Genomic DNA, 14,693 nt, shown 5'->3' on the forward strand with positions numbered 1-14,693 from the left:
TACCCCACCTCCCGTGAACCATGACGGCCGGCGCGGGTCGAGCCTCCCCGAGTTTGCGAACGGGTACTTCCCCACGGCGCCGCACGCGAGCGGCGCCGTGGGGAGAGCCGGGAACTACAGGCTCTGCTCCAGGCGTTCGGCGAGCAGCTTGGTGAACCGCGCCGGGTCGGCGAGCTGGCTGCCCTCCGCCAACAGGGCCATGCCGTAGAGGAGTTCGGTCGTGCTGCCGAGCGCGGGATCGGCTGTGTCGGCGGCGTGCGCCTTCCGCAGGCCGGTGACCAGGCCATGCGACGGGTTGAGCTCCAGGACGCGCTTGCCGATCGGCACCTCCTGCCCCATCGCCCGGTAGATGTTCTGCAGCGCGGGCGTCACGTCCTCGGCGTCCGAGACGACACAGGCCGGCGAGACGGTGAGCCGCGACGACAGCCGCACCTCCCTGACCTCCTCGCTCAGCCGCTCGCTCATCCACCGCAGCAGCTCGGCGTAGTCCTCCTGCTGCCGCTCCCGCTCGGCCTTGGTCTCCTCGCTCTGCTCCTCGGTCTCCAGGTCGGCGTCGCCCTTGGCGACGGAGCGGAGCTGGCGGCCCTCGAACTCGGGCACCGCGTCCACCCAGACCTCGTCCACCGGGTCGGTCAGGACCAGCACCTCAAGGCCCTTGTCCCGGAACGCCTCCATATGCGGGGAGTTCTCCACGGCGGTCCGCGACTCGCCCGTCATGTAGTAGATGTGCTGCTGGCCGTCCTTCATCCGCTCGACATACTGCTTGAGCGTGGTCTGCTTCTCCTCGTCCTGGGTCGAGTCGAACGAGCAGACGGCGAGGATCGCGTCACGGTTGTCGCTGTCGCTGAGCAGCCCCTCCTTGACGACGCGGCCGAACTCCTTCCAGAACGCGGTGTAGTTCTCCTCGCGGCCCGCCATCATCTCCCGCAGGGTGGAGAGCACCTTCTTCACCAGCCGGCGGCGCATCAGCTGGATCTGGCGGTCCTGCTGGAGGATCTCGCGGGACACGTTGAGCGACAGGTCCTGGGCGTCGACCACGCCCTTCACGAAGCGGAGGTACTCCGGGATGAGCGCCTCGCAGTCGTCCATGATGAAGACGCGCTTCACATAGAGCTGGACGCCGCGCTTGTGGGCCTGCGAGTAGAGGTCCTGCGACGCGCGCTTGGGCAGGAACAGCAGCGACTGGTACTCGAAGGTGCCCTCGGCCCTGAGGTGGATGGTCTCCAGCGGGTTGTTCCAGTCGTGGCTGATGTGCTTGTACAGCTCGTGGTACTCCTCGTCGGCGACCTCGCCGCGCGAGCGGGCCCACAGCGCCTTCATCGAGTTGAGCGTCTCGGGCTCGGCCGGGGCGCTCGCCTTCTTCTCCCCGTCGGCGGCGTCCCCGTCGGCGGCGTCCCCGTCGGCGGCGCCCTCGACGGCGGCGTCCCCGTCGGCGGCGTCCTCGTCGGCGCTCTCAGCCGGCTCCGCCTCGGCGACCGCCGGTGCGGCCAGCCGGATGGGCCAGGTGATGAAGTCCGAGTAGCGCTTGACGATCTCCCGGATCTTCCAGGTGGAGGTGTAGTCGAAGAGCTGGTCGTCGTCGTCCGCCGGCTTCAGCCGCAGAATGACCGAGGTGCCCTGGGGCGCCTCGTCCACGGACTCGATGGTGTACGTTCCCTCGCCGGCGGACGACCAGCGCGTGCCCTGGCTCTCCCCCGCGCGGCGGGTGAGCAGCTGGACCTCCTCGGCCACCATGAAGCTGGCGTAGAAGCCCACGCCGAACTGGCCGATGAGGCCCTCGGCCGCGCTCGTGTCCTGCGCCTCGCGCAGCTTCTTCAACAGTTCGGCCGTGCCCGACTTGGCGATGGTGCCGATGAGTTCGACGACCTCGTCGTGTGACATCCCGATGCCGTTGTCCCGCACGATGAGCGTGCGGGAGTCCTGGTCGGCCTCGATCTCGATATGGAGGTCGGAGACATCCACCTCAAGGGCGTCATCACGCAGGGACTCGATGCGCACCTTGTCCAACGCGTCCGACGCGTTGGAGATCAGTTCGCGTAGAAACACGTCCTTGTTCGAGTAGATCGAGTGGATCATCATCTGGAGAAGCTGGCGCGCCTCTACCTGGAACTCGAACGTCTCGGTCGGCATGGTCGTGGATTCCTCACGTCTGTCGCACGGTAATGGGAACCTGCCCCGTCCCCGGTGAGGCCGAGCGCCGCACGAGAAACGGGTGCGTTGACGATGGTAGGCGAGCGGGGCGCCCGCCATCTGGTCGTCCACCCGTCCACGCCCCCCTGTGTCACCCCGAGCGCCCCCTGACCGGCGGCCGTCCCCGGCCGCGCCCGGCGGCGCCCTAAGGGCGCTCCGGCTGAGGTCAACGGGCGCGGACGGCGTCGAGGTAGTCGACGATGGCGTCCCTGTTCCGGACCAGGAACGCGATCCGGTCGGTCATCGCGTCGCGCTCCCGTTCGAGCAGCGCGAGCATCTCGGGGGTGGCGTCCCGGAAGTGGATATCGCGGGGGCGATCGAGGCACGGGAGGATCTGCCGAATGATCCGGGTGGGCAGCCCCGCCTCCAGCAGGCCCCTGATCTGGATCACCCGGTCGACGAAGACCTCGTCATAGGAACGGTAGCCGTTGGCACACCGCGCGGGTGTGATCAGTTCCTGTTCGTTGCAGCAACGGAGCAACGGAGCAACCGCCGCGATATGCCGGTGCGTTCGGACAGCTCACCGATACGCATGTGACCCACCTCACCTTGACCCCGCTTTACCCTCACACAGGTGTGAACGTTTGAGCATAGGCGGACACCGGGCCACCGGCCCACCCCGAGCAGCGACAGGTGAGACGCCATGACCGACCAGCCCACGCGCGACGAGCAGCCCTCGGACGGCGAGCAGCGGCTCTACGACTACAGCCCGATCGTGGACCGCGCCCCGATCCGGTGGCCCGGCGGCGCCAGGATCGCGTTCTATCTCGCGCTCAACATCGAGCACTACCGGGTCGACCGCCCGGCGACCAGCGTCTTCCCCGACACCGCCGCCTTCACGCCCGACCCGCTGAACTACGGCTGGCGCGACTACGGGCCCAGGGTCGGCGTCTGGCGGCTGGTCGAGAGCCTGGATCGGCACGGCGTGCGGGCCAGCGTGATGCTCAACTCCGACGCCGGGGAACGCTATCCGGCCATCGTCCGGGCGGGCCGGGACCGGGACTGGGCCTGGATCGCGCACGGCCGGAACAACTCGACGTTCCAGACGGGCCTGGACCGTGACGAGGAGCGGCGCTATCTGACCGAGGTCGTCGAGAGCATCGAACGCACCACCGGCCGCCGACCGCACGGCTGGCTGGGCCCGGCCCTGACGGAGACCTTCCACACCCCGGAGCTGCTGGCCGACCTCGGCCTCAGCTATCTCCTGGACTGGACCAACGACGACCAGCCGTACCCGCTGAACGTGGCCGGAATGTACTCGGTGCCGTACACCGTCGAGCTGAACGACATCAGCCTCTTCGTCGGCAAGAGCCTCAGCGGTCCTGACTTCGTCCAGCTCGTCAAGGACCAACTGGCGCAGCTGCACGCGGAGTCGGCCGAAAGCGGCCGGGTGCTGCCGCTGGTGCTGCACCCGTTCGTGATGGGCCAGGCGTTCCGCGCCAGGTATCTCGACGAGGCGCTCGAACACATCGCGAACCACCCCGACGTCTGGCTCACCACCAGCGACGAGATCGCGGCCCACTACGCCGCGTCGCGACGCTGACCCGGCGGCGGCGCGGCCCTGGCGGCCCGCCACTCGGGGGCGAGGACGGACCACAGCTCCATGTCCCCCCGGCGGCCACGGTGCAGGTACTTGGCGCGCAGCACGGCCTCCCTGGTCATCCCCAGCCGCCGGGCCACCGCGATGCTGGGCGCGTTGCGCACCGAGGTCAGCCACGCGACGCGCTGGATGCCCCGCTCCTCGACGGCCCAGTCGATGATCACCCGCGAGGCCCGGGTCACCAGCCCGCCGCCCACCGCCGCCGGCTCCAGCCAACACCCCGCCTCCGCTGTGCCGCCCGGCACGTCGAGCAACCGGAAGAGGACGCCGCCCACCAGCGTGCCCGCGCTCCAGACGCCGAAGAGCCGACCGGTGTCGGCCGCCGCCCGATCCGCGTACCGCTGGAGGAACGCGCGGCTCGACGCCACGTCGACCACCCGGTCGGGCAGCGACACATGCCGCCCGACGAACTCGCGCGCCCGATCGATGTGCGCCAGAAACTCCTCGGCCCGCCAGGGCGCCAACGCCCCCAACTCCGCGCCGTCGTCCCCCAACGGCACCCGCATCGACCGCCCCCTCTTCTCCAGGCATGCCACGGCTTCGGCCGCGCCGACCCGTCAACGGATCGGCCGGCGACCGAATTCCCGGCCGACCGCCGCGACGGCCGCTACGCCTGGGGCGGGGCGGGCCGATGCCGGTCCAGGCGGGCGCGCTGCTCCGGAGTCAGCCGCAGACCGGCCGCCGCGACGTTCTCCTCCAGATGCCGGACGCTGGCGGTTCCGGGGATGGGGATCATCACCGGGGAGCGGTCCAACAGCCAGGCGAGTGCCACCTGGGCGGGCGTCGCGCCGAGTTCGGCGGCGACGGCCGACACGTCGTCCGTCGTCTCCGACGCCACGGTGTGCACGGGACGCCACGGCAGGAACGCGATCCCGGCCGCCTCGCAGGCGGCGAGCACCGGCTCGTGTTCGGCGTCCAGCAGGTTGTAGCGGTTCTGCACACTCGCCACATCGATGATCTCTTGGGCCCGCGCGAGCTCGTCGACGCTGACCTCGGACAGCCCGATCCGGCCGATCTTGCCCTCGGCCCTCAGGTCCCGCAGCGTGCCGATCTGGTCGGCCAGCGGCACCTCCGGGTCGATCCGGTGCAGTTGGAGCAGATCGAGCCGCTCGGCGCGCAGCCGGGCCAGCGCCAGGTCGACCTGCTCGCGGAGCACCTCGGGACGCCCGTCGAGCGCCCACTCGCCCGACTCGGCCGAGCGGGCGACTCCGATCTTGGTGGTGACCAGGACCCCTTCGGGGAAGGGGTGGAGCGCCTCGACGATCAGCTCCTCGTTGGCCCCGCCGCCGTACAGGAAGGCGGTGTCGATCAGCGTCACGCCCAACTCCACGGCTCTGCGCAGCAACGCCAGGGATCCCTCCCGGGGCGGTCCCTCCTCGGTCGGCAGCCGCATGGCGCCAAAGCCCAGCCTGCCCACCTCCAGATCCCCACCGATACGGAACGTGCTCGGACCTGTCATCCGTTCAGCCTCCATCGAACCTCGATCGGTCACGTTAGCAAGGGCGGTTGACCTCCACGGATGGGAAGGCGGGGAAGGCGGGAAGGCGGGGAAGGCGGGAAGGCGGGAAGGCGGGGACGGAGTCCGGGGACGGCGGGAAGGAGTCCGGGGACGGCGGGGAAGAAATCCGAGGACGGCGGGCTCGTTCACATCAGGTTTGCAAGGGGCTTTCTAGCTTCGGGGCATGAGAAGAATCCTGATCGCCCTGCTGGCGGTCGCCGCACTGACGGGCTGCTCCTCAGCCAGCGACAGCGACAGCGACACCGACGACGGCGCCCATTCCGCCGGCCCGGCCGACGGCTCGGCCGTCGGCCACGACAACAGCCGCAGCTGTGCCCAGGAGTTGGACGAGGCGCTGGGCGCCTGGGCCGATGCCGGCTTCAGCGGCTCGGTGGCGCTCGCCACGGGCGGGGAGCCCGACTGCGTCGCCTCCTACGGTCAGGCCCTCGACGATCCGCCGACGCCGAACACGCCGGACACGGTCTTCGCCATCGGCTCGGTGAGCAAGTCGTTCACGGCCGCCGCGGTGCTCCAGCTCGCCGGCGAGGGCGCGCTGTCGCTGGACGAGCGCGCCGGCTCCCTCGTCCCCGGGCTCGGCGGTCCGGCCGCCGACGCCACGGTCGAGCAGCTCCTGCTCCACACCAGCGGGCTCACGGGCACCCACGGGGAGGATCATGTGCCGCTGGACCGCGAGGAGGCCGTGGCGGCGATCAGCCGGCTGGAGCGGGCCTTCGAGCCCGGCACCGACTTCCTCTACTCCAACGGCGGTTACACCCTGCTCGCGCTGATCATCGAGGAGCTGACGGACGAGGGCCATCGGGAGTTTCTGGCCTCGCGGATCCTGCCCCTGCCCGAGGGCGGCTCGGCCGGCGGCTTCTGGGACGGCGAGCCGGCCGCGCCCGAGCCACGGGCCAGGGGCAGGCTCGCCGACGGGCCGTCCGAGCAGGTCGGCGCGTTCGCCGGGCCGCACTGGGCGCTCGCCGGCAATGGCGATCTGGCCATGACGGCCACGGAGTTGGCCTCCTGGACGCACGCGCTCTTCACCGGCCAGGTGGTCCCGCCGGAGTGGGCCGAGGTGATCGCGACGCCGGGGTGGGTCGGCGAGGACGGCACGGCGGAGACGCCCGGCTGGGTGGCGTTGGACGAGGCCGCCTTCGGGGCGCCGGTGCTGGCGGTGGCCGGCGGCGGCAGCGCCACGGGGCACCACGCGGTCGCCGTGTGGCTGCCGGAGAGCCGCCGTTCCCTCGCGATCACCTCCAACAGCGCGGAGATCACGGCGGAGGAGCTGGCGCGGGCGGTGGGCCCTGCGCTGCTCGCCGACGAGCCGCCGCCCCTGCCGGAGGGGCAGGCGGCGGATGTGCCGCCCGCCGAGTTGGCCGCGGTCGAGGGGGCGTACGCGCTGGCCTCCGGCGGCGTCCTCGACGTGGTCGCCGAGGGCTCCGGGCTCTCCGTCTCCGCGCACGGCCCCGATGCCGTCTCCGCCCTCTTCCCGCCCACGGGCGGCTTCACCGCCGACGAGCTGCGCGCGCACGAGGATCGGGTGCGGGCGCTGTGGGCCGGTGAGTCCCAGGAGGGCCGGGAGGAGCGGGAGGCCCTGGAGTCCGAGTTCGGGCCGATCGACGCGATCGCGGTCGATGGCACGCTGGTCGACGGAGGCGAGCCGCGCACCTATGTCACGCTCTCCGTCGGGGACGATTCGGTCACCCTGTGGTACGCCCTCGACGAGGCGGGCGGTATCGCGGGGGTCGAGGGTCCGGTGGCGGCCCCGGCCCTGCCGCTGGTCCCCGTCGGCGGTGGCGAGTTCCGGCCGGACGATCCCACGGGCGACAGATCCGAGCCGTCCGTGGCCTTCGACGAGGGCACGATGACGCTCTCCGGCCCCGCCGGTGTGACAACCGCCGAGACGGCCGACTGACCGCCCGAGCCGCTGGGAGACTGCTGCCATGCGCATCCTGCTGCTGGAGGACGACGCCGACCTCGCGGAGGTCGTCGCGCTCGGCCTGCGCAACGAGTCCTATGCCGTCGATGTCGTCGGCACCTACGCCGGGGCCGACGAGTTGCTCCGCACCACCACCTACGACGTGGCCTGCGTCGACCTGGGGTTGCCCGACGGCGACGGCCTCGATCTGGTGCGGAGGCTGACCACCGACGGGGAGCTGCGGCGCCCTCGGCGCTCGCTGATCCTGACGGCGCGGGACGCGGTCGGCGATCGGGTCGCCGGTCTGGACGCCGGGGCCGACGACTATCTGGTGAAGCCGTTCCACTTCGCCGAGCTCATGGCGCGGCTCCGCGCCCTGGCGCGGCGCGGCGACGATCGGGGGGCCCTGTTGAACGTGGGCGATGTGACGCTGGATCTCGCCACGCACACGGCGTCCCGCTCCGGCACGCGGCTCAGGCTCACGGCCCGGGAGTTCTCCCTGCTGCGGTACTTCATGCACCACCCGGGGGAAGTCCTCTCCGCTGAGGATCTGTTGGAGCATGTCTGGGACGCCAACGCCGATCCGTTCACGGCCACCGTCCGGGTCATCCTCAGCCGGCTGCGGCGAAAGCTCGGCGAGCCGCCGCTGATCTTCACGATCACCGGCGCCGGCTATCAGCTGCGGCCCTCGTCATGAGCGGGCCACGGAGGCGAGGGGCCTCGCCGCTCTGGGGTTCGCTGCGCATCCGGCTGGCCCTGCTCGGCTTTCTCGCCGGCTATCTCCCGGTGCTCATCCTCTTCGGAGTGGTGCTGGTGACGGAGACCGACACCACGATCACGGTCGAGGGCGGGATGGCGACGCGAACCACGGCCACCAACCGCTCGTCCTGGGTCTCCTGGACGGTGGTGGCTCTCGGCCCGCTGGCCGCCGCCGTGTCGTGGTGGTGGGCGGGGCGCGCGGTGCGGCCCATCGAGCGGATACGGACGGTCGCCGAGGAGATCGAGGAGTCCGATCTCAGCCGCCGCATCGGGCTGGGCCACGGCCCCACGGAGATCGTCTCGCTGGCGGCCAGCTTCGACGCCATGTTGGGGCGCCTTGAGCGCGCTGCCGATCTCCAACGGCGGTTGATCGAGGAGACCAGTCACGAGCTGCGCACCCCGCTCTCCGTGCTGACCACCAACGCCGATGTGCTGCTGGCCCATCCGGATCCGAGCGTGGAGGTGTGGCGGGAGGGGTTGCGGCGCTCGCGGCGGGCGGCCGATCGGCTACAGGCGACCATCGACGAGCTGCTGATCGAGGCACGTGGCCGGGCCCGCACGCTCGACCGCGCCCCCGCCGATCTGACGGCGCTGGCCCGTGGCGTCGTCGAGGACGCCGCCGTGCTGGCGGCGGCGGAAGGGCTGGAGCTGCGGGTCGCCGGGGCCGCCGAGGCGATCTGCTCGGTCGACGAGCTCACCGTGCGGCGCGCGCTGTCCAACCTCGTGGAGAACGCCATCAGATACGCCTCGGACGGCGTCCCCCCGGAAGTGGAGGTGCGGGTGGAGCTCGCGGGGGCCGAGGCGGCCATAGTCGTCACCGACCACGGCCCCGGGATTCCCCGCGAGCAGCAGGAGCACATCTTCGAACGCTTCTGGCGCGGCCACGACGATATGCGGGGTGCGGGGCTCGGTCTGCCGATCGCCTATCAGATTGCGGAGGCCCATGGGGGGCGTCTCACGGTCGCCTCCCCCGGGCCCGGCGGTGCCGGCTGCGTCTTCCGTCTCTCGCTGCGCCGCTGACCGGCCGGCGGGCGCCGCTCGCGCGGTACGGTCCACCCATGGGGACAGGCCAGTTGATCGGCTCCGGCCGAAGCGCGGACGTGTTCGCCATCGACCGGGACTGGGTCCTGCGCCGCTACCGGAACGGCGATGACGCCACGGTGGAGGCCGAGGTGATGGCCTATCTCGCGGAGCGCGGGTATCCGGTGCCCCGGGTGCGGGCGCCAGAGGCGGCCGAGGCCGGTGTGGCGACCGCAGGAGATCTGGTGCTGCGGCGGCTGCGCGGCCCCTCGATGCTGGTGGCGCTCGGGCGCGGCACGGTCGGCGCCGAGGAGGCCGGGGCGACCCTCGGGGCGCTGCTGAACACCCTGCACGCGATCCCCGCCCGGCTCTCCACCGATCCCGCGGTCCGCGTCCTCCACCTCGATCTCCACCCGGACAACGTGATGTTGACCCCGGCGGGTCCGATGGTGATCGACTGGTGCAACAGCGAGGAGGGGCCCCCGGGGCTGGACTGGGCCATGTCGGCGCTGATCCTGGCCCAGGTCGCCGTCGGCCCGATGGCGGAGGCGGCCGTCGCGCGCGCCGTGCTGCCCTCCCTGCTGCGGCGGATCGCCCCGTCCGTCCGGTGGGGGAACGCCGAGGCCGGCTGCCTGGCGGAGGCCAGGGCGCGGCGGGCGGCCGACCCCGCGATGAGCGAGGCGGAGACCGGGCTCCTCGACGACGCGGTCCGCCTGGTGCTCACGCACACGCCGCCCTCGGCCAGCGGCTGAAGGGGCGCCCACCGGCCCGGCGGCAAACCGGGTGCGGAGGGGGCGTCCCGTTGGCACCCTGAGGCCCATGGACCACCAGCACGGCGCCTCGCAGCAGGACGACCCCCACCACGACGCCCCGCGGCCGTCCCCGTCCGCCCCGTTGATCGAGACCCCCATCGGGGATGACCTGCTGTTCGGCGCACTCGATATCGAGCGCACCGAGCACGGCCTGCTGCCGCATCGGCTGCCCGCTCGGGCCCGGGCGCAGTGCGACGACGGTCAGCTGGCCATGGCGGAGTCCCAGCCGTCGGGCGTTCGGCTGGTCTTCCGCAGCCGGGCCACCGTCGTCGAGCTGGACACGCTCCCCACCAAGACCGTCTACCAGGGCGCCCCGCCGCGCCCCGACGGTGTCTACGACCTGCTGGTCGACGGGCTGCCGGTCGGCCGGGCGAGCGCGCCGGGCGGCATGGTGCTCTCCGTGGACATGGCCGCCGGCACCGCGGAGACGCTGCCCGGCCCGGTCGGCACCGTCCGGTTCGCCGGGCTGTCGGACGCGGCGAAGGAGATCGCGATCTGGCTGCCGCACAACGAGATCACCCGGCTGGTGGCGCTGCGCACCGACGCCCCCGTCACGCCGGCGGGGCCGTCGGGCCGGCGGGTGTGGCTGCACCACGGCAGCTCCATCAGCCAGGGTTCGAACGCCGCCAGCCCCAGCAGCACCTGGCCGGCGCTGGCCGCTTCCCTCGGGGGCGTGGAGCTCGTCAATCTGGGCCTGGGCGGCGGCGGGCTGCTCGATCCGTTCACCGCCCGCGCCATGCGCGACACCCCGGCGGATCTGCTGAGCGTCAAGATCGGCATCAATCTGGTCAACGCCGATCTGATGCGGCTGCGCGCCTTCACCTCGGCCGTGCATGGCTTCCTCGACACCCTCCGTGAGGGCCATCCGACCACGCCGCTGCTGGTCGTCTCGCCCTTGCTGTGCCCGCTGCACGAGGACACCCCGGGGCCGAGCGTCCCCGACTTCAGCGATCTCAGCAGCGGGATCCTGCGGTTCCGCGCCGCCGGCGATCCGGCGGAGCTGGCCTCTGGGAAGCTGACGCTCACGGTCATCAGGGACGAGCTGGCCCGGATCGTGGGCCGGCGGGCGGTCGACGATCCCGAGCTGTACTACCTCGACGGCCGGGCCCTCTACGGCGAGGCCGACTACGCGGAGTTGCCGCTGCCCGACGAGCTGCATCCGGACGCCGCCACCCACGGCCGGGTCGGGGAGCGGTTCGCCGAGCTGGTCTTCGCCGGTGGCGGCCCGTTCGCCGCCGGGCGCCCCTGAGCCGCTTCCCCGGGCACCGGCGGGGTCAGGGGCGGACGAGGACCTTGAGCGCCTCGCGGCGGTCCATCGCCCGATAGCCGTCGGGGACGTCCTCCAGGCCCACCGTCCGGTCGAAGACCCGCCCCGGTTCGACGGTCCCGTCGAGGATCGCGGGCATCAGCTCCTCGATATAGGCGCGCGCGGGCGCCACGCCGCCGGCGAGCCGGACGTTGCGGCTGAAGAGGCTGTCCCAGCCGATCGGCGCCTCGACGTACTGCGGGGCGCCGACCCGGCTGATCACGCCGCCGGCGCGCACCGCGCCGACCGCCATGTCATAGGCCGGCCTGAGCCCGACCGCCTCCAGCACGGCCTCGCTGCCGTCGCCGCCGGTCAGCTCGCGGACCCGCTCGACGCCCTCGGGGCCGCGCTCGGGCACCACTTCGGTGGCGCCGAACTCCCGGCCCAGGTCGGTGCGGTCCCGGTGGCGCCCCATGAGGATGATCCGCTCGGCCCCCAGGCGCCGCGCGGCGAGCACCGCCATCAGCCCGACCGCCCCGTCCCCGATCACGGTGACCGTGCTGCCGGGGCCGACCTGGCCCCCCTTCGCCGCGTGGTACCCCGTGCCATAGACGTCGGCCAGCGTCAGCAGCGACGGCAGCAGGGGTGAGTCCTCGGCGACCGGCAGACGGACGAGGGTGCCCTGGGCCTGCGGGACGCGCACCGCCTCCGCCTGCCCGCCGCCCACCCCTTCGGCGTTGTAGTACCCGCCGTGCCGGCAGGAGACCTGTAGGCCCGCGCGGCAGAAGTCGCAGGTGTTGTCCGCGTAGACGAACGGGGAGACGACCAGGTCGCCGGGGCGGAGGCCGGAGACCTCCGAGCCGACGTCCTCGACCACGCCGAGGAACTCGTGGCCGATCGACGCTGGCCCGTCGGACGGGGGTCTGTTGTGGTACGGGTGCAGATCGCTGCCGCAGACACAGGCGAGGAGGACCCGCACGATGGCGTCCGTGGGCTCGCGGAGCTCCGGATCGGGGGCGTCCTCGACCCGCACATCGCCGGCCTCGTGGATAAACGTCGCTCGCATAGCTCTCCCTTCGCGGACCGCCCCGCTCTTCGCGGGCCGTCGCGGGCCTGGCCGGCACTTCGCCGGCCCCGCCTGGCGTCCCCCTTCTGAGAGCCCCCTGGCGGCGAAAGGAAACCCGCGGTCAGTCGGCGGGCTGGATGTCGCCGGTGGTGGCGGAGACGACGGGGCGGCCCGAGCTGGAGTCGGCCGGGGGCATTCCCGGGTGGTGGCCGCCGGCCGCCCCCGCGCCGGCGCCCGGTGCCCCGGTGCCGGTGAGGGCGAGCCGGGAGACGATGCGGTAGCGGTCGCCCCGGTACAGCGAGTGGCAGTACTCGACGGTACGGCCCTCCGTGTCGGTGGTGACGCGTTCGAAGAGCAGCGCGGGGGAGAACGCCGGCACGTCCAGCAGCGCGGCCTCGGCCTCGCTGACCACGGTCGGCTCGATGGACTGGATGGCCTCCCGCACCCGCACGCCGTGGCGTTCCCGCAGATGGTCGTAGAGGTCGCCGGCGGCCAGCTCGCGCGGGTCGAGTTCGGGGGCGAGGTCGGCCGGGAGGTGCAGGTACTCGACGGCCATGGGGATGGACTCCACCAGCCGCAGCCGGGCGACGTAGAAGATCCGTCCGGCGGGCGACATCCGGAGCTTGCGCCCCACCCGGGCGCCGGCCGCCTGGTCGGTGAACTCCAGGACGCGACTGGTCCAGGCCCCGGAGGCCGGTGGGACGGCGAAGGAGTCGCCGCCGGAGACCAGTTCCTGGGTGATCTTGCCCGGGGCGATGAACATGCCGCGCCCGTGTTCGCGGACGAGTTGGCCGGTCGCGACCAGTTCGTCCACCGCGGCGCGCAGCGTCGGCCTGGACACCTCAAGCCGGGCGCAGAGGGAGCGTTCGGAGGGGATCGCGTCGCCTGGGCGTCGTTCCTCGATCAGCTCCAGCAGGTGCTCCCGCACCCGTTCGCGCTTGAGGGCCGCCCCGGGTGACGGTCTGGCCATGGTCCCTCCCCCGTGCTCGACGGCTGCTCCCGGCGGTGGCTCCGGGCCGCCGCTCTTGACCAGCATATGACCAGTTGGCGCCGGCCGGTGCCCGAGGCTGCCGCACCGGCCGGCGCTTCTCGCCTGTCCTGGAAGGGAGTCGGGGCGGTCAGCCGGCGGGGACGGTGTCCTCGAAGGAGACGCCCTCGCCCCGGTACTCCGCGATCCGCGCGGTGACCTGTGCGGGGGTCAGCGCGGTGTCCGCGGCGAAGTAGACGTAGTCCACCTGCTGGTCGTAGGCGCGCGGCGTGGTGTCGGGCTGTCCGAGCAGGTCGATGAACCACTGGTTGAAGTTGATCGACATGGGCCGCTCCGGCAGGTAGGGCTCGCCGTGCACGGCGAAGAGCCGGCCGTCGAGGTAGTACCTGATGCTCTGGTCGTCGATGGTGAACACCAGGTCGTGCCAGCCGTCGAAACTGGTTCGCTCGGCGGTGTGGGTGTTGACCGCCTCCCAGGGGTCGGGGCGGTAGGTCTCCCAGGAGGTGGCGTAGAGGATGTTGTCCGGCTCGCCCCAGCCGCCGTTGGGCAGGTACTCGAAGTCGTACTCGGCGTAGTCCGGGTCCATGGGGGCTTCGAGGGCGTTGATGGAGAAGAAGGTCTGCACCAGGTGGTCGCCGTCGGGTCCGAAGCGCGGGGCGTCGGAGAACCGCACCCTGGCGGCGTAGGTGCCCTCCTTGAACTTGAGTTCCGAGGTGTACAGCTCGGACTGTTCGGTGCCGCCCGGGGTGCCGTCGGTGCCGGACTCCAGGTTGAGCACGGTGGAGCCCCCGCTGGTCGGGAAGGTGATGTTCTCCGCCGGCCAGCTGGCGCCGGGGACGCCAGGGCCGCCCGGGTAGCCGCGCACGATCCACCCGTTGCCGCTCAGCGCCGGGTCGGCGTGCCCGGTGTAGTCGAAGTCGTCGAAGAGTTCACCCGTGGGGTCGCCGGGCTCGCCCGGTTCGCCGGGGTCCTCTCCCTCGGGGGCCGTGCCCCAGACCAGGGCGCCGCCGCGCCGCACGGTGATCCGCTCCCAGGGGCCGTAGGCGGTCTGGGCCGCGCCGAAGGAGTAGTCATCGGACTGGACCACCTGTTGCCAGTCCGCGCGGTGCAGGCGGAGTTGCAGGTCACCGGTGTCCGTCCCGGGGGCGAGGGTGCCGGCGCCGGTGCCGAAGCCGACCTCCAGATAGCGGTCCGCCGTGGCGGTCGGCTGGTCCAACAGGCCGAACGAGCCGCGCACCTGGGAGCAGGAGACGACGGCCCAGGAGCAGCCGAAGCGGTAGTCGGTGCCGGGCGACTCGGCCTTGAAGTAGTAGCGAATGGTCAACTCACCGAGCGGAACTGATTGGTCGCCGGTGTTGACCAGTTTGAGCCAGGGTTCGATCTGGTCGGCGGTGGCCCCGCCGTTGCCGGTGCGGTAGTGGAGGGCCACGGCGGTGTCGTCGGCGGCCGTGGCCGAGCCCGGGGGCTCGGCGTGGGAGGTGCCGGCGGCGCCGAGCCCGGCTGCCAGGGCGAGACCGGCCGCCAGGGCGGCGATCCGCCGCCGGATCGACGGTCCCGGATGGGAGGGGCGCATGGATCACTTCTCCTTCGGTGCGG

Annotated in this window: 12 protein-coding genes and 1 pseudogene; 6 read left to right on the plus strand and 7 right to left on the minus strand. The window is 72.2% G+C overall.

Annotation, left to right across the window (positions count from 1 at the left end; genetic code table 11):
• Nucleotides 1-114 precede the first annotated feature (114 nt).
• Both htpG and K4G22_RS06540 read right to left on the minus strand, forming a co-directional pair.
• On the minus strand, nucleotides 115-2,130 hold the full coding sequence (gene htpG, locus K4G22_RS06535; RefSeq protein WP_228078785.1) for a molecular chaperone HtpG: 2,016 nt from the start codon (nucleotides 2,128-2,130) through the stop codon (nucleotides 115-117).
• Between the two features lie 226 nt (nucleotides 2,131-2,356).
• A pseudogene (locus tag K4G22_RS06540) lies at nucleotides 2,357-2,724 on the minus strand (MerR family transcriptional regulator).
• Nucleotides 2,725-2,833: 109 nt separating this feature from the next.
• Between K4G22_RS06540 and K4G22_RS06545 the strand changes: the two are divergent.
• Complete coding sequence (locus K4G22_RS06545; protein ID WP_228078786.1) at nucleotides 2,834-3,733, plus strand: polysaccharide deacetylase family protein; 900 nt, start codon at nucleotides 2,834-2,836, stop codon at nucleotides 3,731-3,733.
• Here K4G22_RS06545 and K4G22_RS06550 read toward each other — a convergent pair.
• Together K4G22_RS06550 and K4G22_RS06555 are read right to left on the minus strand one after the other, a co-directional pair.
• Complete coding sequence (locus K4G22_RS06550) at nucleotides 3,712-4,296, minus strand: GNAT family N-acetyltransferase (RefSeq protein ID WP_228078787.1); 585 nt, start codon at nucleotides 4,294-4,296, stop codon at nucleotides 3,712-3,714. The two genes, K4G22_RS06545 and K4G22_RS06550, sit on opposite strands and share 22 nt — an antisense overlap.
• 101 nt (nucleotides 4,297-4,397) lie before the next feature.
• Nucleotides 4,398-5,249 carry an aldo/keto reductase gene (locus tag K4G22_RS06555; RefSeq protein WP_228078789.1) on the minus strand — a complete coding sequence of 284 codons (852 nt, stop codon included), beginning with the start codon at nucleotides 5,247-5,249 and terminating at the stop codon, nucleotides 4,398-4,400.
• A 223-nt stretch (nucleotides 5,250-5,472) separates the two neighbouring features.
• On the opposite strand from K4G22_RS06555, the gene K4G22_RS06560 reads away from it, so the two are divergent.
• From K4G22_RS06560 to K4G22_RS06580, 5 genes are all read left to right on the plus strand, one after another.
• On the plus strand, nucleotides 5,473-7,203 hold the full coding sequence (locus tag K4G22_RS06560) for a serine hydrolase domain-containing protein (RefSeq protein ID WP_228078791.1): 1,731 nt from the start codon (nucleotides 5,473-5,475) through the stop codon (nucleotides 7,201-7,203).
• Nucleotides 7,204-7,231: 28 nt separating this feature from the next.
• Nucleotides 7,232-7,903, plus strand: a complete 672-nt coding sequence (locus tag K4G22_RS06565; RefSeq protein ID WP_228078792.1) for a response regulator transcription factor — start codon at nucleotides 7,232-7,234, stop codon at nucleotides 7,901-7,903.
• Entirely contained in the window at nucleotides 7,900-8,985 is a 1,086-nt protein-coding gene (locus tag K4G22_RS06570; protein WP_228078794.1) for a HAMP domain-containing sensor histidine kinase, read from the plus strand. The genes K4G22_RS06565 and K4G22_RS06570 overlap by 4 nt, the downstream gene beginning before the upstream one ends.
• Before the next feature lie 38 nt (nucleotides 8,986-9,023).
• Nucleotides 9,024-9,737 carry an aminoglycoside phosphotransferase family protein gene (locus K4G22_RS06575; protein ID WP_228078796.1) on the plus strand — a complete coding sequence of 238 codons (714 nt, stop codon included), beginning with the start codon at nucleotides 9,024-9,026 and terminating at the stop codon, nucleotides 9,735-9,737.
• Nucleotides 9,738-9,804: 67 nt separating this feature from the next.
• The gene (locus K4G22_RS06580; RefSeq protein ID WP_228078798.1) at nucleotides 9,805-11,046 is read left to right on the plus strand and encodes an SGNH/GDSL hydrolase family protein; all 1,242 of its coding nucleotides are present in this window, start codon (nucleotides 9,805-9,807) and stop codon (nucleotides 11,044-11,046) included.
• Between the two features lie 25 nt (nucleotides 11,047-11,071).
• Here K4G22_RS06580 and K4G22_RS06585 read toward each other — a convergent pair whose 3' ends face one another.
• The 3 genes from K4G22_RS06585 to K4G22_RS06595 all read right to left on the minus strand — a co-directional run bounded on the left by K4G22_RS06585 (nucleotide 11,072) and on the right by K4G22_RS06595 (nucleotide 14,670).
• Nucleotides 11,072-12,109: a zinc-binding dehydrogenase gene (locus K4G22_RS06585; protein WP_228078800.1), complete on the minus strand. Its 1,038-nt coding sequence runs from the start codon at nucleotides 12,107-12,109 to the stop codon at nucleotides 11,072-11,074.
• A gap of 121 nt (nucleotides 12,110-12,230) precedes the next feature.
• Nucleotides 12,231-13,079, minus strand: a complete 849-nt coding sequence (locus K4G22_RS06590; protein WP_228078802.1) for a GntR family transcriptional regulator — start codon at nucleotides 13,077-13,079, stop codon at nucleotides 12,231-12,233.
• Nucleotides 13,080-13,227: 148 nt separating this feature from the next.
• On the minus strand, nucleotides 13,228-14,670 hold the full coding sequence (locus K4G22_RS06595) for a cellulose binding domain-containing protein (protein WP_228078804.1): 1,443 nt from the start codon (nucleotides 14,668-14,670) through the stop codon (nucleotides 13,228-13,230).
• Nucleotides 14,671-14,693 lie beyond the last annotated feature (23 nt).

It is taken from the genome of Streptomyces profundus, from assembly GCF_020740535.1.
GTDB lineage: Bacteria > Actinomycetota > Actinomycetes > Streptomycetales > Streptomycetaceae > Streptomyces > Streptomyces profundus.

Bases quoted from the DNA above. Each gene is read 5' to 3' on its own strand.
- K4G22_RS06545 (WP_228078786.1), top strand. From the start codon at position 2,834: ATGACCGACCAGCCCACGCGCGACGAGCAGCCCTCGGACGGCGAGCAG.
- K4G22_RS06575 (WP_228078796.1), top strand. From the start codon at position 9,024: ATGGGGACAGGCCAGTTGATCGGCTCCGGCCGAAGCGCGGACGTGTTC.
- K4G22_RS06560 (WP_228078791.1), top strand. From the start codon at position 5,473: ATGAGAAGAATCCTGATCGCCCTGCTGGCGGTCGCCGCACTGACGGGC.
- K4G22_RS06585 (WP_228078800.1), bottom strand. From the start codon at position 12,109: ATGCGAGCGACGTTTATCCACGAGGCCGGCGATGTGCGGGTCGAGGAC.
- K4G22_RS06550 (WP_228078787.1), bottom strand. From the start codon at position 4,296: ATGCGGGTGCCGTTGGGGGACGACGGCGCGGAGTTGGGGGCGTTGGCG.
- K4G22_RS06595 (WP_228078804.1), bottom strand. From the start codon at position 14,670: ATGCGCCCCTCCCATCCGGGACCGTCGATCCGGCGGCGGATCGCCGCC.
- htpG (WP_228078785.1), bottom strand. From the start codon at position 2,130: ATGCCGACCGAGACGTTCGAGTTCCAGGTAGAGGCGCGCCAGCTTCTC.
- K4G22_RS06555 (WP_228078789.1), bottom strand. From the start codon at position 5,249: ATGACAGGTCCGAGCACGTTCCGTATCGGTGGGGATCTGGAGGTGGGC.
- K4G22_RS06590 (WP_228078802.1), bottom strand. From the start codon at position 13,079: ATGGCCAGACCGTCACCCGGGGCGGCCCTCAAGCGCGAACGGGTGCGG.
- K4G22_RS06580 (WP_228078798.1), top strand. From the start codon at position 9,805: ATGGACCACCAGCACGGCGCCTCGCAGCAGGACGACCCCCACCACGAC.
- K4G22_RS06570 (WP_228078794.1), top strand. From the start codon at position 7,900: ATGAGCGGGCCACGGAGGCGAGGGGCCTCGCCGCTCTGGGGTTCGCTG.
- K4G22_RS06565 (WP_228078792.1), top strand. From the start codon at position 7,232: ATGCGCATCCTGCTGCTGGAGGACGACGCCGACCTCGCGGAGGTCGTC.